17 protein-coding genes are annotated in these 22,873 nt (G+C 69.4%); 4 read left to right on the plus strand and 13 right to left on the minus strand.

Features of this window, described 5'->3' with window-relative positions; all coding sequences use genetic code 11:
• Position 1: 1 nt before the first annotated feature.
• From JKG67_RS08835 to JKG67_RS08870, 8 genes are all read right to left on the minus strand, one after another.
• Positions 2-1,255, minus strand: a complete 1,254-nt coding sequence (locus JKG67_RS08835) for an ABC transporter permease (RefSeq protein ID WP_203336914.1) — start codon at positions 1,253-1,255, stop codon at positions 2-4.
• The gene (locus JKG67_RS08840) at positions 1,252-2,349 is read right to left on the minus strand and encodes an ABC transporter permease (protein WP_203336915.1); all 1,098 of its coding nucleotides are present in this window, start codon (positions 2,347-2,349) and stop codon (positions 1,252-1,254) included. The genes JKG67_RS08835 and JKG67_RS08840 overlap by 4 nt, the downstream gene beginning before the upstream one ends.
• Positions 2,346-3,866 (minus strand): ABC transporter ATP-binding protein, encoded by a 1,521-nt coding sequence (locus JKG67_RS08845; RefSeq protein WP_203336916.1) that lies wholly within the window; start codon positions 3,864-3,866, stop codon positions 2,346-2,348. Before JKG67_RS08845 ends, JKG67_RS08840 begins: the two co-directional genes overlap by 4 nt.
• 133 nt (positions 3,867-3,999) lie before the next feature.
• Positions 4,000-5,046 (minus strand): BMP family lipoprotein, encoded by a 1,047-nt coding sequence (locus JKG67_RS08850; RefSeq protein ID WP_238998153.1) that lies wholly within the window; start codon positions 5,044-5,046, stop codon positions 4,000-4,002.
• Between the two features lie 107 nt (positions 5,047-5,153).
• Positions 5,154-6,350: an amidohydrolase gene (locus JKG67_RS08855; RefSeq protein WP_203336917.1), complete on the minus strand. Its 1,197-nt coding sequence runs from the start codon at positions 6,348-6,350 to the stop codon at positions 5,154-5,156.
• 46 nt (positions 6,351-6,396) lie between these two features.
• Positions 6,397-7,374: a methylmalonyl Co-A mutase-associated GTPase MeaB gene (meaB, locus tag JKG67_RS08860; RefSeq protein WP_203336918.1), complete on the minus strand. Its 978-nt coding sequence runs from the start codon at positions 7,372-7,374 to the stop codon at positions 6,397-6,399.
• Between the two features lie 4 nt (positions 7,375-7,378).
• Entirely contained in the window at positions 7,379-9,544 is a 2,166-nt protein-coding gene (scpA, locus tag JKG67_RS08865) for a methylmalonyl-CoA mutase (protein ID WP_203336919.1), read from the minus strand.
• On the minus strand, positions 9,541-11,316 hold the full coding sequence (locus JKG67_RS08870; RefSeq protein ID WP_203336920.1) for a methylmalonyl-CoA mutase family protein: 1,776 nt from the start codon (positions 11,314-11,316) through the stop codon (positions 9,541-9,543). The genes scpA and JKG67_RS08870 overlap by 4 nt, the downstream gene beginning before the upstream one ends.
• A gap of 149 nt (positions 11,317-11,465) precedes the next feature.
• On the opposite strand from JKG67_RS08870, the gene JKG67_RS08875 reads away from it, so the two are divergent.
• On the plus strand, positions 11,466-12,530 hold the full coding sequence (locus tag JKG67_RS08875) for a glycosyltransferase (RefSeq protein ID WP_203336921.1): 1,065 nt from the start codon (positions 11,466-11,468) through the stop codon (positions 12,528-12,530).
• Positions 12,531-12,579: 49 nt separating this feature from the next.
• Here the strand turns inward: JKG67_RS08875 and JKG67_RS08880 are convergent, their stop codons facing one another.
• From JKG67_RS08880 to sdhC, 5 genes are all read right to left on the minus strand, one after another.
• The gene (locus JKG67_RS08880) at positions 12,580-13,074 is read right to left on the minus strand and encodes a (2Fe-2S)-binding protein (protein ID WP_203336922.1); all 495 of its coding nucleotides are present in this window, start codon (positions 13,072-13,074) and stop codon (positions 12,580-12,582) included.
• A gap of 11 nt (positions 13,075-13,085) precedes the next feature.
• Positions 13,086-15,413 (minus strand): molybdopterin cofactor-binding domain-containing protein, encoded by a 2,328-nt coding sequence (locus tag JKG67_RS08885; RefSeq protein ID WP_203336923.1) that lies wholly within the window; start codon positions 15,411-15,413, stop codon positions 13,086-13,088.
• 156 nt (positions 15,414-15,569) lie between these two features.
• Positions 15,570-16,340: a succinate dehydrogenase/fumarate reductase iron-sulfur subunit gene (locus JKG67_RS08890; protein WP_203336924.1), complete on the minus strand. Its 771-nt coding sequence runs from the start codon at positions 16,338-16,340 to the stop codon at positions 15,570-15,572.
• 10 nt (positions 16,341-16,350) lie between these two features.
• Positions 16,351-18,204: a fumarate reductase/succinate dehydrogenase flavoprotein subunit gene (locus tag JKG67_RS08895; protein ID WP_203336925.1), complete on the minus strand. Its 1,854-nt coding sequence runs from the start codon at positions 18,202-18,204 to the stop codon at positions 16,351-16,353.
• Positions 18,205-19,002 (minus strand): succinate dehydrogenase subunit SdhC, encoded by a 798-nt coding sequence (sdhC, locus tag JKG67_RS08900; protein WP_203336926.1) that lies wholly within the window; start codon positions 19,000-19,002, stop codon positions 18,205-18,207.
• A gap of 159 nt (positions 19,003-19,161) precedes the next feature.
• On the opposite strand from sdhC, the gene JKG67_RS08905 reads away from it, so the two are divergent.
• From JKG67_RS08905 to JKG67_RS08915, 3 genes are read left to right on the plus strand one after another with little or no spacing between them, the layout of a single operon-like run.
• A complete protein-coding gene (locus JKG67_RS08905; RefSeq protein WP_275403313.1) occupies positions 19,162-19,914 on the plus strand; it encodes a succinate dehydrogenase cytochrome b subunit in 753 nt (250 codons plus the stop codon).
• 12 nt (positions 19,915-19,926) lie between these two features.
• Positions 19,927-21,960, plus strand: coding sequence for a fumarate reductase/succinate dehydrogenase flavoprotein subunit (locus JKG67_RS08910; RefSeq protein ID WP_203336928.1), 2,034 nt, complete (start codon positions 19,927-19,929; stop codon positions 21,958-21,960).
• 32 nt (positions 21,961-21,992) lie between these two features.
• The gene (locus JKG67_RS08915; RefSeq protein WP_203337063.1) at positions 21,993-22,736 is read left to right on the plus strand and encodes a succinate dehydrogenase/fumarate reductase iron-sulfur subunit; all 744 of its coding nucleotides are present in this window, start codon (positions 21,993-21,995) and stop codon (positions 22,734-22,736) included.
• Positions 22,737-22,873: the final 137 nt, after the last annotated feature.

A 22,873-nucleotide genomic window follows, 5' to 3' on the forward strand; every position in this document is an offset into this window, starting at 1 on the left:
ACTAGCCGGCCTCGCCGCGTCGATATCGCTGCCCGTCGGCCTTCGGCATCCGCAGTCGTTGGGAAGCCAGACCGAGCACCAGCAGGGTGGCGATGAACGGCGTCATCCCGGTGAAGTCACTCGGCACCGAATCGGTGGCCAGGTGCAGCACCACCAGTCCCACTCCGAAGGCGGCGGTGACGCCTGCCTGGGCGACCTTGCGCTTCCAGAGCCACCACACCGCCAGCGCGATCAGCCCCACCCCGATCAGCAGCAGCAGGGCGTGCACGGACTCGCCGCCGCGACGCAACCGGAGCGCGTCGGTGTAGCCGAAGAGGCCGGCCCCGGCGACCAGTCCGCCGGGCCGCCAGTTGCCGAAGATCATCGCGGCGAGGCCGATGTAGCCACGACCACCGGTCTGTCCGTCCCGGTAGACCGAGGCGTCGTCGACCAGGAACGCGCCGCCGAGACCGGCCATCGCCCCGGAGGCGAGGACTGCGGAGTACTTGTAGAGGTAGACGTTGACACCGAGGGTCTCGGCCGACTGCGGGTTCTCACCACAGGCGCGGACCCGGAGACCGAAACTGGTGTGCCACAGCAACAGCCAGGTGCCGACGATGCAGGCCAGACCGATCACGGTGAGCAGGCTGACCCGGGTGGTCAGGCCGGCCAGCACGGCCCCGGCATCGGTGAGGAAGACGAGGTCGGTCTGGGCCAGTTCCCGGCCGGCCCAGGAGAGGCCGGGGATGTCGAAGGTCGGCATCCGCTCCACCGGCGGGGACTGGGTGGGGCCGCCGCCGGGCTTGCCGGTGAACGTCAGCGCGGCCAGGTACTGCGCGGCACCCAGGCCGATGATGTTGACCGCCACTCCCGAGACGATGTGGTCGACCCCGAATCCGACGGTGGCGATGGCGTGGATCAGGCCGCCGACGGTGCCCATGAAGACGGCGAACGCCAGGGCCGCCCACGGCCCCCACTGGTAGCCGGCGAACCCGGCTCCGAAGGTGCCGAGGATCATCATCCCCTCGAGGCCGATGTTCACCACCCCGGCCCGTTCCGCCCAGAGGCCGCCCAGGCCGGCCAGCGCGATCGGCATCGCCGCCCGCACCGCCGCTCCCATCGTGCCTGCAGAGGCGACGTCGTCGGCGCCGGTGACGGTGCGCAGCGCACCGAGGGCCAGGATCACGCCGGCGATGCCGATCAGCAGCCAGCCCCAACTGAACCGGCTCCGGGTCACCGTCTCGTCTCGGGGGACCTCGTGGGTGGGCGTGCTCATCCGGTCACCTCCGTCGCCTCGGCGCGGGCCCGGGCCAGTTCGGCGGCCACCCGCCGCTGCTCCGCGGCGCGGTTGGCGCGGCGTACCACCTCGTAGGCGATCACCACCGACAGCACGGTGATGCCCTGCATGACCTTGACGATCTCGGCGGAGACGCCGGCCTGCAACTGCAGCGCATTGGCCTGCTCGTTGAGGAAGGCGAAGAGCAACGCCCCGAAGGCGATCCCGACCGGGTGGTTGCGGCCCAGCAGCGCCACCGCGATGCCAGCGAATCCGAGGCCCGGCTGGAAGGTGACCCCGTAGGAGTAGGAGTCGCCGAAGAGCAGCGGCATGCCGACCAGCCCGGCGACCGCGCCGCTGATCAGCATCGCGGCCAGGATCATCTTCTTGGTGTCGATGCCACTGGCCACCGCCGCCGACTCCGACGCTCCGGTGGCGCGCAGGTTGAAGCCGAACCGGGTCCGCGACAGCAGCACCCAGTAGAAGAGGCCGGCCGCGACGGCGAGGAAGACGAACCCGTAGATCTCGTTGTGGGCGCCGGGGATCAGCGCCATCCCGGGCACCCGGCTGGACTCGGGGATCGGGGTGGTGGTGATGTTGTTGCTGCCCGGCACCGCGACCGAGCGCAGCATCCAGGCCACCAGGGCGGTGGCGATCGCGTTCAACATGATCGTGGAGATCACCTCGGAGATGCCGCGAGTGACCTTGAGCAGCCCGGCGATGCCTGCCCACATCGCACCGACCAGCATCGCGGTGAGGATGGCCAGGGCGATGTTGAGGATCCCGGGCACCCACGCCTGGCCGGCCACATAGGCGGCCGCGAAGGCGGCGATCCGGTACTGGCCGTCGACGCCGATGTTGAACAGGCCCATCCGGAAGCCGACCGCGGCAGCCAGCGCGGAGAGGTAGAGCACCGAACCGGAGTTGATGATGTTGACGATGTTGCGCGGTCGCGGTTCGGAGAAGATCGTCCCCCACACCCGGCCGACCGGATCCCCGGCGGCGAGCAGCACCACGGTGGTGATCAGCACCGCCAGCGCCACCGCCAGGATCGGAGCCGCCATCGTCATCAGCATGCTGCGCACCCGGATCATGCCGGCACCTCCGCTCCGGTCATCGCCGAGCCGAGTTGCGTCGGCGTGACGGTGCGCGGGTCGACCTCGCCGACCAGCGCCCCGCGGAGCATCACCGCGATCCGATCCGACAGCCCGATGAGCTCGTCGAGATCGGCCGAGATCAACAGCACCGCCAGGCCCTTGCGCCGGGCGGTCTTGATGTGGTCCCAGATGGCAGCCTGGGCGCCGACGTCGACACCGCGGGTGGGATGGGCGGCGATCAAGAGCACCGGGTCGCCGCTCATCTCCCGGCCGACGATCAGCTTCTGCTGGTTGCCGCCGGACAGCGCCCGGGCATGGGTGTCGATGCCGGGAGTGCGTACGTCGTACGAGGTAACGATGCGTTCGGTGTCGGCGCGGGCGCCGGCCCGATCGATGAAGCCGCGCCGGCTGCAGGGCGGGCGGGTCTGGTGGCCCAGGATCCGGTTCTCCCACAGTGGCGAGTCGAGCAGCAGGCCATGCCGGTGTCGGTCCTCGGGGATGTAGCCGATGCCGGTCTCCCGGCGGCGGGTGGTGGACTCGTCGCTGATCTCCCGTCCGGCCAGCCGGATGGTCCCTGCGGGGCTGTGTCGGATGCCCATGATCACCTCGACCAGTTCGGACTGGCCGTTGCCCTCCACCCCGGCGATGCCGAGCACCTCTCCCCGGTGGATGGTGAACCTGATGTCGGTGAGCAGGTCCCGGCCGCCGTGCGGGTCGACCAGTCCGACCCCGGAGACCTCCAGCAGCACCTGGTCGGTGACCGTGGACACCTCGGTCGCCGGGGACGGGAGTTCGGAGCCGACCATCAGGGTGGCCAGGTCGCGGGCGGTGACATCGGCGGGAACGACGGTGTCGACGGTGGTGCCGCGCCTGATCACGGTGATCTCGTCGGCGACCTTGAGCACTTCGTCGAGCTTGTGCGAGATGAAGATGACGGTGAGCCCCTCGGCCTTGAGTTCGCGGAGGTTGTCGAAGAGTTCGTCCACCTCCTGGGGCACCAGCACTGCGGTCGGCTCGTCGAGGATGATGATCCGGGCGCCGCGATAGAGCACCTTGAGGATCTCCACCCGCTGCCGGGCACCGACCCCGAGGTGCTCGACCAGCGCGTCCGGGTTGATCGCGAAGCCGTAGGCGGAGGCCAGTTCCCGGATTCGGCGCCGGGCCCGCTCACCGGTGCCGTGCAGCTTCTCGGCGCCGAGGACGATGTTCTCCAGGACGGTGAAGTTGTCGGCCAACTGGAAGTGCTGGAAGACCATCCCGATGCCGACGTCGATGGCGTCGGCGGGTGAGGAGAACGAGACCTGGTTGCCCTCGACCTCGATGGTTCCCGAGTCCGGCGCTTGCACGCCGTACAGGATCTTCATCAGGGTGGACTTGCCGGCGCCGTTCTCGCCGACGACCGCGTGCACCGTGCCGGGGTGCACGGTCAGGTTGACGTCGTCGTTGGCGATGACACCGGGGAACCGCTTGCCGATGCCGGTCAGCCGCACGGCGACGGGTGTCTCGTCGCTCACGGACCCTCCTCACTCGTGCCGGGGCCTCACCCCGCCCAGCCGAACGCTACCGCGTCGGCGAAGGTCGTGGGGTCGGTCTGGAAGGACTCAGCGGGCCAGCCGAGGACTTCGGCTGGCCCGCTGAGGTGCTGCCTCACATCGAGTCGGGAACGGTGATCTCCCCGGCGATGATCTGCCGCTTGAACTCGTCGAGCTGGTCGGCGATGTCGTCGACCAGACCACCGCTGGTGGAGTAGTCGACCCCGCCGGCCTCCAGGCCGAAGACGACCTCACCCGACAGCGGGCTGCCGTCGATGAAGCTCTTGATGTAGTCGTAGACCGCGACATCGACCTGCTTGAGCATCGAGGTCAGGATCACGTCCTGCAGCTCCGACGGCACGGTGTGGTACTGGTCGGAGTCCACACCGATCGCCAGGCCACCTGCGGTGTCGGCGGCCTGGAAGACACCCAGGCCGGAACCACCGGCGGCGTGGTAGACGACGTCGGCGCCGGCGTCGAACTGGCCCTCGGCGGCGGTGCGGCCCTTGGCGGGGTCACCGAAGCCGGAGAAGTCCGGCGGCTGGGTGAGGTAGGTCGACTCGATCTCGATGTCGGGGTTCACGGCCAGCGCACCCGCGGCGTACCCGGCCTCGAACTTCGCGATCAGTGGCACGTTGACGCCGCCGATGAAGCCGATCTTGCCGGTCTCGGACTTCAGCGCGGCGGCGGCCCCGACCAGGAAGGATCCCTCGTGCTCGGGGAACACCAGGTTGGCGATGTTGTCGCCCATCGCGTCGGTGCTGTCGATCAGACCGAACTGGGTGTCGGGGAACTGCGGCGCCACCTTGGCCACCGCACCGGCGTAGGCGAAGCCCACGCCGATCACCGGGTTGAAGCCGGCATCGGCCAACTGGATGAGCCGCTCCTCGCGGGCGGACTCCGGCTCGCCGTCGATGGCCGAGGACTCGGTGGAGTCCACCCCGAAGTCGGCGATCGCGCGGTCCAGGCCGGCGGCGGCAGCGTCGTTGAAGGACTGGTCGCCACGACCGCCCACGTCGTAGGCGAGGCCTACCTTCACCTCGGACGTGCCCGGGTCGGTGCCGGGGTCGGTGTCTGGCCCGTCCGGGTCGTCGGTGCCGCACCCGGCGAGCACCAGGCTCGCCGCCATGCCGGCGATCATGATCTTGGCTGACCTGCGCAAGATTCCTCCTTGGTTCATAGCGTGCGCGAACGCGCGCACGGATGGCTGCACACTAGTGGCGGACCGGCCATGCGAACACCCACAAGGTAGGGACCGGGACGTAGTTGTTACGCAGTCGTGACGCGTGTCCCCGCGGCCAGCGCCCGGACCGCGACTTCGGCCAGCAGCCCTGCGGCGATGGTGACGCTGCGTTCGTCGATCCGCAGCTCGCCGCGGTGCAGGTCGTACGTCGGGCCGCCGGGGCTGCGAGTGCCGAGCCGGGCCATCGCGCCGGGGATGCGGGACAGGTACCAGCCGAAGTCCTCCCCGCCCAGACTCTGCAGGGTCGGCACCAGCCCGTCCTCACCGAGGATCGCGGTGGCCGCCTGACCCATCACTGCGGTGCAACGGTGGTCGTTGACCACCGGCGGCACGCCCCGCTGGTAGTTCACCCGCGCGGTGACGCCGTAGGGCTCCACGATGGTGGCGATCATCTCGGTGACCAGCTTCTCCGCCTCACCCCAGGCCAGGGCGTCGAGCATCCGGACGGTGCCGGCCAGGTGACCGGTCGCCGGGATCACGTTGTGCGCGGCCCCGGCGCGGACCTTCCCCCAGACCACGCTGACGCCGGCGCGTGGGTCCAGACGCCGCGAGAGGATCGCCGGCAGTTCGGTGACCAGTTTGCCGAGCGCGAAGGTGAGGTCCTCGGTCAGGTGTGGTCGTGAGGTGTGCCCGCCCCGCCCGGAGAGGTGGATGTCGAGGGCGTCCGCGGCTCCGGTGATCGGCCCCTCACGGAGCCCGATGGTGCCCACGTCGATGCTGGGGTCGCAGTGCACGCCGTAGATCTCGTCGACCCCGTCCAGGACACCCTGCTCCAGCACCTCCAGGGCGCCGCCGGGCATCACCTCCTCGGCCGGCTGGAAGACCAACCGCACCCGCCCTGGCAGGTCACCGGAGGCCGCCAGCTCGGCCAGCACCAGCCCGGCGCCGACCAGTCCGGCGGTGTGTACGTCGTGCCCGCAGGCGTGGGCGACGCCTGGGGTCGTGCTGGCCCACGGATCCCCGGTCAGGTCGTCGACGGGGAGGGCGTCCAGGTCGGCGCGCAGGGCCACCACCCGGTCCCCGGTGCCGACGTCGGCGACCAGTCCGTTGCGGGGCATCCGGGTGACCGTGATCCCGGCTGCCTCCAGCCGGTCGGCGACCAGCGAGGTGGTGCGGTGCTCGGCCCAGGAGAGCTCGGGGTGGGCGTGCAGGTCCCGGCGGAGCGCGATCAGTTCGCCGGCGAGGTGGCCGACGATGGCGGGGGTGGTACGCGACACGGTCATCGTTCCCGCACCCTACCGCTGCCGGTGCTGGTCCGGACCGGGCTGCTCAGTGGTCGTCGTAGGCGGCCAGGATCCGGTCGGCCGCGGCCGGGGCGGCGAGCTCCCCGGCCAGGATCAGCGTTTCGATCTCGTCGCGGACCAGGGCGACGCCGGGCGAGTGGGCGAGGCGTTGTTCCAGTTCGTCGCGGACCAGCGCCCAGGCGAACACGAGCTGTTGGCGGGCGCGCTTCCCGGCGAGCCCGTCGGGGCCCATCCGCTCGCGGTGGGCGAGCACCTCGTCCCACACCTCGCGCACTCCGGTGTTGGTGAGGGCCGAACAGGTGACCACGCTCGGGGCCCGCTCCGCCGAGCCGTGCACCAGCCGCAACGCTCCGGACAGCTCTCGGGCCGCCGCCTTCGCCTCCGTCTCCCGCTCGCTGTCGGCCTTGTTGACCGCGATCACGTCGGCGATCTCCAAGATGCCCTTCTTGATGCCCTGGAGTTGGTCGCCGGTGCGGGCCAGGGTGAGGAAGAGGAACGTGTCCACCATCCCGGCAACGGTGACCTCGGACTGGCCGACGCCGACGGTCTCGACCAGCACCACGTCGTACCCGGCAGCCTCCAGGACCGTCATCGCCTGGGCGGTGGCGCGGGCCACGCCGCCGAGGGTGCCTGCCGAGGGGCTCGGCCGGATGAACGCATCCGGGTCGACCGACAGCGTCGCCATCCGGGTCTTGTCGCCCAGCACCGAGCCGCCGGTGCGCACCGAGGACGGGTCCACGGCGAGGACGCCGACCCGGCTGCCGGCCCCGGTCAGGTTGCCGCCGAGCGCCTCGATGAAGGTGGACTTGCCGACCCCGGGGACGCCGGAGATGCCGACCCGCACCGCCGGCGAGTCGACACCGCGCCCCTCGGCCAGGGCGGCGAGCAGCTCCCGGGCCGCAGCCCGGTGTCGGGGCGCGGTCGACTCGACCACGGTGATCGCCCGCGCCACCGAGGCGCGGTGCCCGGAGCGGACACCGTCGACGAGGCTGGCGATGTCCACGGCGTCAGTGGCCGAGCTGGGCGGAGAGCTCGGTCAGCAACCCCAACGCCGACTCGGAGATCACCGTGCCCGGCAGGAACACCGCCGCGGCACCCATCTCCTTGAGAGTGGCCACGTCGTCGGGCGGGATCACGCCACCGATGACGACCATGATGTCGTCCCGGCCCAGATCGGCCAGCGCCTGCTTCAGCGCCGGCAGCAGGGTCAGGTGACCCGCGGCCAGCGAGGAGACCCCGACGATGTGTACGTCGGCATCCACCGCCTGCTGGGCGACCTCCTCGGGCGTGGAGAACAGCGGGCCCACGTCGACGTCGAAGCCCATGTCGGCGAAGGCGGAGACGACCACCTTCTGGCCGCGGTCGTGGCCGTCCTGGCCCATCTTGGCGACCAGGATCCGAGGGCGGCGCCCCTCGGCCTCGGCGAACGCCTCGGTCGCGGCCAGCACCTGCTCGACCACGTCGTTGCCCTGAGCCTCGGACTTGTACACGCCGCTGATGGTACGGATCACCGCCTGGTGTCGACCCCACGGCTCCTCCATCGCGTCCGAGATCTCGCCCACGGTGGCCTTCGCCCGGGCGGCGGCGACAGCCAGCTCCAGCAGGTTCCCGTCGGCGTCCCCGGCGGCGACCTTGGTGAGGGCCTCGAGGGCGCTGCGCACCTCGTCGTCGTGACGCTCGGCGCGCAGCCGCTCCAACTTGGCGACCTGCTGCTTGTACACCTCGTCGTTGTCGACCTTGAGCACATCCAGCGGGTCCTCGTTGGCCTGCCGGTAGGTGTTGATGCCGATCACCTTCTGGGCGCCGGAGTCGATCCGGGCCTGGGTGCGGGCGGCCGCCTCCTCGATCCGCATCTTGGGGATGCCCTGCTCGATCGCCTTGGCCATGCCGCCGGCGGCCTCGGCCTCGGCGATATGGGCCCACGCGCGTTCGGCGAGGTCGTGGGTGAGCCGCTCCACGTAGTAGGAGCCCGCCCACGGGTCGATGATCTCGGTCGTCCGCGACTCCTGCTGGAGCATCAACTGGGTGTTGCGGGCGATCCGGGCGGAGAAGTCGGTCGGCAGCGCGATCGCCTCGTCGAGGGCGTTGGTGTGCAGCGACTGCGTGTGTCCCTGGGTCGAGGCCATCGCCTCGATGCAGGTGCGGCCGACGTTGTTGAAGACGTCCTGGGCGGTCAGCGACCAACCCGAGGTCTGCGAGTGGGTGCGCAGGCTGAGCGACTTGGGGTTCTTCGGGTCGAACTCGGACACCAACCGGGCCCACAGCGCCCGGGCGGCGCGCATCTTGGCGATCTCGGTGAAGAAGTTCATCCCGATCGCCCAGAAGAAGCTGAGCCGCGGCGCGAAGGAGTCGATGTCCATCCCGGCGGCCAGCCCGGCGCGGATGTACTCGACCCCGTCGGCCAGTGTGTAGGCCAACTCCAGGTCGGCGGTCGCGCCGGCCTCCTGCATGTGATAGCCGGAGATCGAGATCGAGTTGAACCGCGGCATGTGCGCGGAGGTGTAGGCGAAGATGTCGGAGATGATCCGCATCGACGGTGCCGGCGGGTAGATGTAGGTGTTGCGGACCATGAACTCCTTGAGGATGTCGTTCTGGATGGTCCCTGCCAACTGCTCCGGCTTCACCCCCTGCTCCTCGGCCGCGACGATGTAGAGGGCCATCACCGGCAGCACGGCGCCGTTCATGGTCATCGAGACGCTCATCTTGTCCAGCGGGATGCCGTCGAAGAGGGTGCGGGTGTCATAGATCGAGTCGATCGCCACGCCGGCCATCCCGACGTCGCCGCGCACCCGCGGGTGGTCGGAGTCGTAGCCGCGGTGGGTGGCCAGGTCGAATGCGACGCTCAGCCCCTTCTGGCCGGCCGCCAGGTTGCGTCGGTAGAAGGCGTTGGACTCCTCGGCGGTGGAGAAGCCGGCGTACTGCCGGATCGTCCACGGCTGGGTGGTGTACATCGTCGGGTACGGGCCGCGCAGGAACGGGCTCAGTCCGGGCCAGGTGTCCAGCGCGTCGAGGCCCGCGAGGTGCTCGGGGCCGTAGACGCCCAGGATGTCGATGCCCTCCGGCGAGGTCCAGGGGTCCTGGCTCGTCGCTGGTGGGGTGGTCGCCGAGGAACGAGTCGGCGTGTCGAGACCATCGGAGAGCGACAGTCCGGCGAAGGAATCAGGGATGCTCATGCCAGCTTCTCCCGGGTCGTGGTCAGGAAGGCGATGGCGTCCACGCCCATCGCACAGGAGTCGTCCACCAGTGCGGCCGCAAGGGTCTTGTCGCCTGGCTTGCCGGCGAGGATGACGTGCCGGGCGCCTGCCTCGCGCAGGGCGGCGACCAGGTCGGCGCCCCACTCGGCGTACGCCGCGTCGGTGCCGGCCAGGCAGACCACCGACTGGCCGGCGTAGGCGGCGATCACGTCGGCGACGACGGTGCTGGGTCCGCCGACCTCGACCGCAACCCCGCCGGCGGCGAACAGGTTGGCGGCGAAGGTGGCCCGGGCCGTGTGTGCGGCGACCGGACCCAGGGTGGCCAGGAAGACCGGGCTGCTCGGGGGGTTGTCCCGCATCGCCTCGAACGCCGCGCCGTAGCGGCGTACGCCGTCGCCCTCGGCGGGGAGGCGTTCGGGCAGCCTCTCGGCGAGGTTCGGGAACTCGCTGAGCCCGGTGATCGGCCGCTTCCGGGTGGCGACCTGACGGTCGCGGACCGCGACCACCTCGGAGACCCGGGCGTCGAACTCGGCCACGGCCGTCCCGGCCGCGATCCCACCGGCGGCCTCGATCCGGCCGAACTCCTCCCAGCCGGCTGCGGCCAGGTCGTCGGTGAGCTTCTCCACCGCGTACGCGCCACCGGCCGGGTCGGCGACCCTCGCCACGTGGGACTCGTGGATCAGCAGCGCGGAGGTGTTCCGGGCGATCCGGCGCGCGAACGCATCGGAGACCCCTAGGGGTGCGTCGAAGGGGACCACGGTGACCGCGTCGGCGCCGCCGACACCGGCCGCGAAGGCGCCGACGGTGCCGCGGAGCATGTTGACCCAGGGGTCGTACTTGGTCTGGGCGGGCCGGGAGGTGACCGCGTGCTGCCGCTGGCCACCCCGCTCGGCCGTAGCGCCGCTGAGTTCGGCGACACGCGACCAGCAGCGGCGGGCCGCGCGCAGCTTGGCGATGGTGGGGAACTGCTCGGGGGTGGCGGCGTAGCGGAACTCGACCAGACCGAGCGCGTCGTCCACGGAGATGCCGGCCGCGACCAGGCGGCGCAGGGCCGCGGCTCCGACGGCCAGCGACCAGCCGAGCTCCTGGGCGTCGGAGGCGCCGGTGTCGTGGACGGTGGTGGCATCGATGACGAACCCGAGGACACCGGCACCGCTGGCCAGAGCGGCCACCTCGGCGACGTCGTCGGTCAACGGGTCGGCTCCCAGGTTGGTGCCTTCGGCCGGGTTGTCCCCGGTGAGGTCGAGCAGGGCCCGGGCGGCAGCGAGACGCTCGGCGGCGTCGAGTGCCCTGGTCTCCAGGACCACCGGGGCCAGGTCAAGGCGGACCCCGTCGAGGACCTGCGGCAGGTCGGCGGGCGTCAGCCCGACGCCCAGCCGGACCAGCAGTGAGGTGACGCCGCCGTTGAGCTCGGCCAGGGCCGCCTCGTTCGCGGTCTTCGCGTCAGGGCCGGACAGTTCGGCGCGGATGTCCCACTCGCCTCGCAGCGTCCGGCCGCGGGTGAACGGGGCCGCGCCGGGGACGCCGGGCTCGGGGAGCCCGGCCACGGTGGCCGGCGCCCCGATCGGCGGCACCGCGATCCCGTCCAGGGTGGTCCGGGTGAGTGCGTCCCAGACCGCTGCGTCGGGGTCGTTCTCGGTGAGACGACCGGACTTGCGGAGCACGGCGGCGGTGGCCTTCTCCCAGTCCTGCGCCGTGTATCGGTCGGTCTCCGACGCCAGCGCCAGGCGCGGAGTCTCTGCTGTGCCCATGCTGGGCAGGATAGAGCCATTGCCCGGTCCCGGGGCGCCGAGGCCGGTGAGTGAAACATCACCGGGACACCGGCGAGTTCACGTGGGTGTCGCCGTCCGTTCCCCGGCAGGGGCACCAGGTGTTCGTCCCGGACACTGACAGTGGTGGCATGCGGGTGACTGTGGTGACCGAGTCGTTCTATCCCGCCGTCGACGGTGCCACCACGACGGCGAAAGCGATCCTGGACCGGCTGATCGACACCGGTCATGAGGTGTCGTTGATCGCCCCCGGCCCGGGGCTGGCCTGCTACCGGAACAGCTCGGTGGCCAGGGTCAGGTCCCTGGACCGTCCCGGCGCTCAGGTGCGCGCCGCGTTGGCCGCCCGGAACCCGGAGCTGGTGATCGTCCTCTCCCCCGGCACGGTCGGACGCAAGGCGCTCAAGCATGCCTCGCGGGCCGGCGCCACCACGCTCACCGTGCAGCAGGCGCCGTTGCGGGACCTGACCCCTGCCTACTGGCAGGCCAAGGTGGTCGACCGCTCCGACCTGATGCTGACCACCTGCGACTGGATGCGGGCCGAGGTGGCCCGGCTCGGAGTCGCGGCGCCGGTGTGGGCACCAGGCGTCGACCCGGTCGCCTTCGCCCCGTCGGTGCGTGACGAGCGCCTGCACGACTCGTGGGCGAAGGCCCGATCGGCACAAGGGCCGCGAGTGGTGGTCGGCTTCGTCGGCAGCCTGCACAAGAGTCACGGCGTACGACGACTGGTCGAGGCCGCTGCGGTGCCTGGCAGCAGGCTGGTGATCATCGGTGACGGGCCGCAACGGAGTTGGCTCGACGACCGGTTGCCCGGCGCCAAGTTCACCGGCGCCCTCGGCACCGGCGACCTGGCGGTGGCGATGGCATCGATGGACCTGCTGGTGCACCCGGGCGAGACGCTCACCTGCGCGCACGCACTCCGGGAGGCCGCGGCCAGCGGGCTGCCGGTGGTGGCCGCGGATGCGGGCGGTGCCCGGGACGTGGTCCGGCATCAGCAGACCGGGCTGCTCTTCGACCCCGACCGCACCGGCGACCTGTTCACGGCTGTCTCCTCGGTGGTGGCCGATCCTCGGCGCGGCCTACTCGGCGAACGCGGCCGGGAACTGATCAGCACGCGCACCTGGGCGAGTGCGGTCGACGAACTGATGGTGCGCTACGTGCCGAGCGCCTTCGCCGCCCACCACCCCGTGGTCGCTTGAGTGCCGCGCGATCGGCGGCCCGAACCCCACGCTCACCTCGCAGTCAGCGTCACATCCTTTGTTCGCCGTCCCGGATCGCCTCGCGGATCCGGGTGTAGGTGCCGCAGCGGCAAATGTTGCGGATCGCGTCCAGGTCGGCGTCGGTGATCGAGCGCCCCTCGCGCTTGACCTTGTTGACCAGCGCGACCGCGGCCATGATCTGACCGGGCTGGCAGTAGCCGCACTGGGCGACGTCCCGGTCGAGCCATGCCTCCTGCATCGGGTGCAGGCCATGCTCACCGCGCTGCCGATCGGGGACCTGCCCGGGAAGCCCCTCGATCGTGGTCACCTCGTCGTCCGCCTTCAACGCGCCGACGGGCACCGCACACGGGTTGAACGCCTTGCCGTTGATATGGGAGGTGCACGCCTTGCACACGTTGATCCCACATCCGTACTTCGGGCCGTTGATCGCGAGGATGTCGCGGAGCACCCACAGCAGGCGGACATCGTCCTCGACGTCGACGGTGACCCTCGCCCCGTTCACGATGAAGGTCTGCTCGGGCATCTGGAATCTCCTCAGTAGGTGAAGTCGAGGCCGTCGGTCGGGGACTGCGGCACGGGCGGGATGAACGACTTCGGCTCGAAGCCGAGCGGCCGGTTGTGATTGATCGGGAACTCGGTCGGCATCGTGCCCGTGGCCCGGGCGTAGGCGCAGGCCACGGCCGCGCAGGCGGACGCCACCCCGGCCTCACCGACGCCACCAGGGCGTTCGTCGGACGGCATCACCACCGTCTCGACCTGGGGAGGCGTGTTCCATTGCCGGGTGTAGAAGTAGTTGTCCCAACTGGCCTCGAGGAAGTGGCCGTCACGCAGGTGCAGGCTGCTGGTCAGCGTCATCGCGATGGCGTCGTTGATACAGCCCTGCATCTGCGCCTCCACGCCACGGGGGTTGATCGCCAGGCCGGGGTCCATGACCATCGTCGCCCGGGTCACCCGTGGCCCGGTGACGCCGTTCCAGACCCGTCGATTGACGGTCTCGGGGCGAGCGTCGATCTCGACGATGCAGGCGCTCACGCCCTTGTACTCGACATGGACACCGATCCCCTGCGCCATGCCTGCGGGCATCGACTTGCCCCACTCGGCCCGCCGGGCCGCCTCCTGCAGCACCCGCTTGAGCCGGGCATTGCGCAGGAACTCGAGCCGGAACGCCAGCGGATCCTTGCGCATCGCCTTCGCCAGCTGGTCGACGACGAGTTCGTTCGCCGTGCGCACGTCGGGTGAGTAGATGTTGCGCATCGACGCCGTGTTGAACCGGGAGTCGGTCTCCATGATCGTCTGCAGCAGCACCCCGAAGTCGTAGGGGATCACCTGGGTGGTGTTGAAGATCGTCTGCGCGAAGCCCAGGTTGCCCAGGCCGAGCGGCAGGTCGGCAGCCGTCGCGGTGAGCATCTCGCCGACGCCGTGCCGGTAGTCGGTCTCCACGCTCGTGTGTGACTGCTGGAAGGCGAGCACCTGGCCCAGGCTGTGCATCGCCCGCACCCGTGAGGTGCACATCGGGTGTGCCCGGCCCACCCTGGCGTCATCGGCTCGGTGCCACATCAGCTTCACCGGCACGCCCATCACCTGGGACGCCTCGGCCGCCTCGAAGGCGCCGTCGGAGAAGAGCCGCCGGCCGAAGGATCCCCCACCCTCGACCACATTGACCTTGACCTTGTCCTGGGGCAGTCCGAGGGACTGTGCGATCCGCTGCTGGGTCCAGATCGGATTCTTCAGCGAAGACCAGATCTCGGCACGATCACTGCGCACATCGGCGATGGCGCTATTGGTGTCCATCGCCGAGTTACTGCGGAAATAGAAGGTGAAGTCTGCCGAGATCGTCTTGGCGAGCAGGTTGTCCGGGAGGGCCGGCATCGGCAGTTCGGCTGCCTTGACACCGGCCAGGATGTCGGCGTCCGACAGCCCCGCCACCGGGCCGTCCTGCCAGACCACGTCGAGGGCTCGGATAGCGTCGATGCACTGGCCGAAGGTCCTGGCCCGGACCGCCACCCCGGTGGAGATCAGGGCGACGTGGGTGACCCCCGGCATCGCCTTGACGTGCGCGGTGTTGCGGACCGAGACCGGCCTGCCGTTGAGGGTGGGTGCCCGACAGACCATGGTGGGCAGCGCCCCCTCGACGGTGAGGTCCGTCGCGTAGACCTTGGTCCCGGTGACCGCCGCCAGCGCGTCGATGCGGTTGGTCGGGCGACCGATGACACCGAACGATCGATCGTCCTTGAGGTCGACGGCCACCTGTCGGGTGGAGGGGGAGGCAGCCAGTGCGGCGAGATCTCCGTAGCTGGCGGTGGACCCGTCCGGCGCGGAGATCAGTCCCTGATAGGCGGTGAGTCGGTCGACGCCATAGCCCAGCAGCACAGCCGCGGCCTCCAGCAGCGCGCCCTTGGCGATCGCGGCGGCCACCCGGATCGGGTAGTACATCGCGTGGATGGTGTTGGAGCCACCGGTGATCTGGTTCCAGACCAGTTCCGGACGGGCCGGCGCCAAGGTGACGCGCACCTTCTCCAGCCCGATCTCCAACTCTTCGGCGATGATCATCGCCACGGCGGTGGTGATGCCCTGGCCGACCTCGGCCCGGGGCAGAGCGAAGCTGGCAGAGCCGTCCTCGTGGATGGTGACCGTGATCAGTTGGGATGTCGGCAGGGCCGCATCGGTGAGCAACTCATTGAGGTCATAGAGGTCCGCGACCTGGGGAACGCTGGGGACTGCCGCGGCGGCTGGCGGTGTCAGCATCGTCAACTCTGCGGCTGCGACCACCGTCGCCCCACCCACCAGATACCCGAGGAACCTTCGTCGGCCGAAGGAACCACGGTCCTCGGCGTCGTGACGGGTCGGTCGCACGTCGCTCATGCGGATGAACCTTTCGGAACTTCGGCCCGAGTGCCGCTCGGAGACGTCGGTTCCCTCCCACTGCGTACAGTGACAGAGGTCACACCCGGCTGACTAGTCCCCCGATGCCAAGGGCACCCGTTGCTTTAGTGCCTGCGCACAAGCAATCCCGAGGCCTCAATCGCGTCCGTCGTAGTCCTTGTTGCGGATCCCGATCTTGTTCCCCAGCCACACCAGTGGGTCGAACTTCTTGTCGGCGACCCGCTCCTTCATCGGGATGATCGCGTTGTCGGTGATCTTGATGCCTTCGGGGCACACCTCGGTGCAGCACTTGGTGATGTTGCACAACCCCAGACCGGCCGCGTCCTGAGCCAGGTCTCGGCGGTCGTGGGTGTCCAGCGGGTGCATGTCCAGTTCGGCGTACCGCAGGAAGAAACGGGGCCCGGCGAAGGCCGGCTTGTTCTCCTCATGGTCGCGGACCACGTGGCAGGTGTTCTGGCACAGGAAGCACTCGATGCACTTGCGGAACTCCTGGCCGCGCTCCACGTCGACCTGCATCATCCGACGCTTGCCGTCGGGGTCGCGGGGTGGCGGCGCGAAGGCCGGCACCTCCTTGGCCTTCTCGTAGTTGAAGGAGACGTCGGTGACCAGGTCGCGGATCACCGGGAAGGCCCGCATCGGGGTGACCGTGATCGTCTCGGCAGGGTCGTAATCGGAGAGCCGGGTCATGCACAGCAGCCGCGGCTTCCCGTTGATCTCCGCGCTGCAGGAGCCACACTTGCCGGCCTTGCAGTTCCACCGCACCGCCAAGTCGCCGGCCTGGGTCGCCTGCAGCCGGTGGATCGCGTCCAGCACCACCTCGCCCTCGGCGACCTCCACGGAGTAGTCATCCAGGTCGCCGCCGGTCTCGTCGCCGCGCCAGATCCGCATCTGCAACTGGTAGCTCATCGGCCTCTCCCTACTCCTCGAAGAACGACTTCAACTCGTCGGGCATCTCGGGCAACGACTGTTCCACGAGGTCGACTCCGGTCCCGGCCGCGTTCAGACTCACCACCAGGTTCTTCTTGCCCCACTCCGGATCGGGGCCCGGGAAGTCGTTGCGGGTGTGACCACCTCGCGACTCCTGCCGTGCGAGCGCCGCCTTGGCGATCGACTCACTGACCAGCAGCAGGTTGCGCAGGTCGACCGCGAGGTGCCAGCCCGGGTTGTACTGGCGGTGCCCCTCGACGCTCATCCGTCTGGCACGCTCCTTGAACCCCTCGATCCGCTCCAGCGCCTCCTCGAGTTCGGTGCCCTCGCGGATGATGCCGACCAGGTCGTTCATCGCCTGCTGCAGATCCTGCTGGATCGTGTACGGGTTCTCGCCGCCCTCGGTCTCGAACGGCGCCAGCGCGGCGCGCTGCGCAGCCTCGAGGTCCGCCTCCGCGATGACGACCGAGTCGCGCACCTCGGACGCGTACGCCGCGGCCGCGTCGCCGGCGCGCTTGCCGAAGACCACCAGATCCGACAGCGAGTTGCCGCCGAGCCGGTTGGACCCGTGCATACCCCCCGAGCATTCGCCGACGGCGTACAACCCCGGGATCGCGGAGACCTCGGTCTCGGGGTCCACCTCGATGCCACCCATCGCGTAGTGGCAGGTGGGGCCGATCTCCATCGGCTCCTGAGTGATGTCGACCAGGGCCAGTTCCTTGAACTGGTGGTACATCGACGGCAGCAGCCGGCGGATGTCCTCAGGGGTACGCCGGGACGCGATGTCGAGGTAGACGCCACCGTGCGGCGACCCGCGGCCCGCCTTGACCTCGGCGTTGATCGCCCGGGCCACCTCGTCGCGTGGCAGCAGCTCCGGGGGCCTGCGGTTGTTCTTCTTGTCGTCGTACCAGCGGTCCGCCTCCTCGATGGTGTCGGCGGTCTCGGCCCGGAAGTACTCAGGGATGTGGTTGAACATGAACCGCTCACCCTCGGAGTTCTTCAGCACCCCGCCGTCCCCACGCACCGACTCGGTGACCAGCAGCCCCTTCACCGACGGCGGCCACACCATGCCCGTCGGGTGGAACTGGACGCACTCCATGTTGATCAGGCTGGCCCCGGCCCGCAGCGCCAGGGCGTGACCGTCGCCGGTGTACTCCCACGAGTTGGAGGTGACCTTGTAGGCCTTGCCGAAGCCACCGGTGGCCAGCACCACGGCCGGCGCCTCGAAGACCACGAACCGGCCGCTCTCCCGCCAGTAGCCGACGGCGCCGCCGATCCGGCCCGGCTGGGCGCTGTCCTTGAGCAGGTCGGTGACGGTGAACTCCATGAACACGTCGATGCCGAGCGCGACCAGGCGCTGCTGCAGGGTGCGGATCAACTCCAGGCCGGTGCGGTCACCGATGTGCGCCAGCCGGGCGTACCGGTGGCCCCCGAAGTCACGCTGACTGATCAGGCCGTCGGCGGTGCGGTCGAAGAGCGCCCCCCAGTCCTCCAACTCCATCACCCGGTCCGGCGCCTCCTGGGCGTGGATCTGGGCCATCCGCCAGTTGTTCAGCATCTTGCCGCCACGCATCGTGTCGCGGAAGTGCACCTGCCAGTTGTCCTCGGGGTAGACGTTGCCCATCGCCGCGGCGGCGCCGCCCTCGGCCATCACCGTGTGCGCCTTGCCGAGCAGCGACTTGCAGACCACGGCCACCCTGGCGCCCGCCTCGTGGGCGGCGATCGCCGCGCGCAGGCCGGAGCCGCCGGCGCCGATCACCACCACGTCGTACGCGTGTCGCTCCAGACCGCCCTCGGCCTCAGGGGACATCTCATTGCCCGTCATCGGGTGCCTGTCACTCATCTAGAAGAACCTCAGATCGCTGATCCGGCCGGTGGCCAACAGGTACACGTAAAGATCGGTGAGCGCGATCGAGAAGAGCGACACCCAGGCGTATCTCGCGTGCCGGGCGTTGAGCCGGGACACCCAGGTCCACAGGCGGTAGCGCACCGGATGCTTGGAGAAGTGCCGTAGTCGGCCACCCACGGTGTGTCGACAGGAGTGACACGACAGCGTGTAGAGCCAGATGTAGACGGCGTTGATCACGAAGAGGATCGAGCCCAGCCCCATGTGCCCCCACGCGCCGTCGGCGTCGCGGAACGTGCGGATCGCGTCGATCGACAGCAGCACCGCGAACAGCATCGCGACGTACCAGAAGTAGCGGTGCACGTTCTGCAAGATCAACGGCAGCCGGGTCTCGCCCGAGTACCCCTTGTGCGGCTCGGCGACCCCGCAGGCCGGCGGCGACAGCCAGAACGCCCGGTAGTAGGCCTTCCGGTAGTAGTAGCAGGTCATCCGGAAGCCGAGCGGCCAGATCAGGATGATCAGCGCCGGCGACAGCCGCCACCAGTCGCCCACCGGCTGACCGAGATCGGAGGCCGACTCCGGGCAGCTGGTCGCCAGGCATGGGGCGTAGAACGGTGAGAGGTAGGGCGTCGTGTAGTAGTTGGCGCCCTGGAAGGCCCGCCAGCTCGCGTACACGATGAACGCGCTGAACACCACGAACGTGACCAGGGGCGGTAGCCACCATCGATCCCCGCGCAGCGTGGCGCGCTCGATCCTCGCCCTACTGGGCCCGGTGACACCGGTGTCGGTCGCCATCGATTGAACCTCCGTCGTCGGCCTTGGGTGAGTCTTGCGTCACATCTCCGAAAACGGAAGAGGCGCGCCGAGGACCGGGACATCAGTGAGCGGCACCCCTCAGCATCGCGACCGGGCGCCGATCCGGGCCTCGCAGATGACCGGTCGGTAACCGGGGATATGTCACACACCCGCTGCGCCCGCCGGGGCCGCGGTGGGGGTACGGTGACCCCCGTGGCAACCTCGACTCTGGTAAAGGGCGCCCGTTCGACTCGTTCGACGGTCGCGCTGAAACTCCTCATGGCAGTGAGCGGCCTGATCTTCATCGGCTTCCTGCTCATCCACATGTACGGCAACCTCAAGGTCTTCGCCGGGCACGACGCGTTCAACGAGTACGCGCACCACCTGCGGACCTTCGGCGAGCCGATGCTCCCCTACGGCGGCCTGCTGTGGATCATCCGGGTGACCCTGATCGCCGCGCTGGTGGCGCACGTGTCGTCGGCCGTGATGCTCACCATCCGGGCCGGCAAGGCGCGCACCACGAAGTACGCGGTGAAGAAGAACCTCGCCTCCTCACTCTCCTCGCGCACCATGCGCTGGGGCGGTCTGGCGCTGTTCATCTTCGTGATCTGGCACCTGATCCACTTCACCATCGGCAAGGTGAACCCGACCGGTGGAGCCACGAACGACCCGTACCAGCTTGTGGTCGACTCGTTCGGCCTCTGGTGGATGGTGCTGATCTATCTGGCCGCCCTGGTGGCCGTCGGACTGCATCTGCACCACGGGACGTGGAGTGCCATGCAGACCTTGGGCCTGACCGGCAGCCCCCGGGCGCGGTCCCGCGCCAAGGCGGCCGGCCTGGTGATCGCCGTACTGATCGCCGGGGGCTTCGCCCTGGTCCCGCTATCCGTCCTCTTCGGGATCGTCGCGTAAGGAGCGAGTGAGATGACCGATTCGAACTATGAGTTCTCCGCCGACATCGAGGGCCACGCCGACTCCCCCGCCGCGTTCAGCGACGACGCAGCCGGCTACTACACGCTCGGCGAGCCGCTGGCCGACACCAAGGCACCCAACGACCTCCCGATCAGTGAGCGTTGGAGCACCCGCAAGTTCGAGGCACGCCTGGTCAACCCGGCCAACCGGCGCAAGCTCTCGATCATCGTCGTCGGCACCGGCCTGGCCGGCGCCTCCGCCGCCGCCACCCTCGGTGAGGCCGGCTATGTGGTGAAGTCCTTCTGCTACCAGGACTCCCCGCGTCGGGCGCACTCGATCGCGGCTCAGGGCGGCATCAACGCGGCCAAGAACTACAAGGAGGACGGCGACTCGGTCCACCGTCTCTTCTACGACACCGTCAAGGGTGGCGACTACCGGTCCCGGGAGTCGAACGTCTACCGCCTGGCCGAGGTGAGCACCAACATCATCGACCAGTGCGTCGCCCAGGGTGTCCCCTTCGCCCGCGAGTACGGCGGCCTGCTGGACAACCGGTCCTTCGGTGGCGTGCAGGTCTCCCGCACGTTCTACGCCCGCGGCCAAACCGGCCAGCAGCTGCTGATCGGTGCCTACCAGGCGCTGGAACGGCAGGTGGCCGCCGGGACGGTCACGACGTACACCCGGCACGAGATGCTCGAGGTCATCGTCGTGGACGGCAAGGCCCGCGGCATCATCGCTCGGGACATGGTCACCGGTGAGATCGAGACCCACCTGGCCGACGTGGTGGTGCTGGCCTCCGGCGGCTACGGCAACGTCTTCTACCTGTCCACGAACGCCATGGGCTGCAACGTGACCGCCGCCTGGCGGGCGCACCGCAAGGGTGCCTACATGGCCAACCCCTGCTACACGCAGATCCACCCCACCTGCATCCCGGTCTCGGGGTCGCACCAGTCCAAGCTCACCCTGATGAGCGAGTCGCTGCGCAACGACGGCCGGATCTGGGTGCCCAAGGACAAGGCCGACTGCGCCAAGGACCCCCGCGACATCCCCGAGGAGGACCGCGACTACTACCTGGAGCGGATCTACCCCTCCTTCGGCAACCTGGTGCCCCGGGACATCGCCTCCCGGGCCGCGAAGTACCAGTGCGACGACGGCCGCGGCGTGGGCCCGGAGGTGGACGGCGTACGACGTGGTGTTTACCTGGACTTCGCCGACGCGATCAAGCGGCTCGGTCGGGACGCGGTCGAGTCCAAGTACGGCAACCTGTTCGACATGTACGCCCGGATCACCGGCGAGGACCCCTATGAGGTCCCGATGCGTATCTACCCGGCCGTGCACTACGTGATGGGCGGCCTGTGGGTCGACTATGACCTGCAGTCGACGATCCCCGGCCTGTTCGTGACCGGCGAGGCGAACTTCTCCGATCACGGCGCCAACCGTCTCGGCGCCTCGGCGTTGATGCAGGGGCTGGCGGACGGCTACTTCGTGCTGCCGCACACCATCCGCGACTACCTGGCCGACGGGCCGTTCGAGCCGATCAGCGAGGACCACCCGGCCGTGGTGGAGGCCCAGCAGAACGTCCAGGACCGGATCAACCACTTCCTCACCGTGGACGGCACCCGCAGCGTCGACTCCTACCACCGCGAGCTCGGCAACATCATGTGGGAGTACTGCGGGATGGAGCGGACCGAGACGGGGCTGAAGAAGGCCATCGAACTGATCCGCACCCTCAAGGACGACTTCTACCGCAACGTCAAGGTGCTCGGCACCGCCGACTCGTTGAACCAGTCCCTGGAGAAGGCCGGCCGGGTGGCCGACTTCTTCGAGCTCGGCGAGCTGATGTGCATCGACGCCCTGAACCGGCGGGAGTCCTGCGGCGGCCACTTCCGTGGCGAGTCCCAGACCGAGGACGGCGAGGCGCTGCGCCACGACGACCAGTTCGCCTACGTGGCGGCCTGGGAGTGGGGCGGCGAGGACGGGCAGCCGGTGCTGCACAAGGAAGACCTGACGTACACGGCCATCGAGATGAAGCAGCGGAGCTACAAGTGAGCGCGTCGACGACCGAGGAAGCGAAGACCGGGATGAAGCTGACCCTGAAGATCTGGCGACAGCCGGATGCGACCTCGTCGGGCAAGCTGCACACCTACCAGTTGGCGGACGTCTCTCCGGACATGTCCTTCCTGGAGATGCTCGACGTCCTCAACGAGGAGCTGAACGCCAAGGGCGAGGACCCGGTCGCGTTCGACTCCGACTGCCGTGAGGGCATCTGCGGCATGTGTGGCCTGATGATCAACGGCGAGGCGCACGGCCCCGAGGTGACCACCACCTGCCAACTGCACATGCGCTCCTTCTCCGACGGCGACGTGATCACCATCGAGCCGTGGCGCTCCGACGCCTTCCCGGTGATGAAGGACCTGTGCGTGGACCGTCAGGCCTTCGACCGGATCATCCAGTCGGGCGGCTACATCTCGGTGAACACCGGCTCCGCGCCCGAGGCGCACTCGGTGCAGGTCCCCAAGGACGCCGCCGACCGTGCCTTCGACGTGGCCACCTGCATCGGCTGCGGCGCCTGCGTGGCGGCCTGCCCGAACGGGTCGGCCTCGCTCTTCATCGGCGCCAAGATCACCCACCTGGGCGAGCTGCCGCAGGGCCAGGCCGAACGCGACTCCCGGGTGGTGGACATGCTCGGCCAGCACGACGCCGAGGGCTTCGGAGGCTGCACCAACATCGGTGAGTGCGCCGCCGCCTGCCCCAAGGAGATCCCGCTCGATGTGATCAGCCAGTTGAACAAGGACCTGCGCACGGCGATGCTGCACGGCCGCTGAGCCCTGGGGCGGAACAGCCTGATATCAGGGACTGCTGATTGTTGTCAGGGGTTGCAACCCCTGACAACAGTCCGAACACCCTGACATCAGGGTGTTCCGCCGGGCCGGCGAGGCAGGCGCGGGGCCAGGTCGGGCTT

It is taken from the genome of Nocardioides limicola, assembly GCF_016827675.1.
Lineage (GTDB): Bacteria > Actinomycetota > Actinomycetes > Propionibacteriales > Nocardioidaceae > Nocardioides > Nocardioides limicola.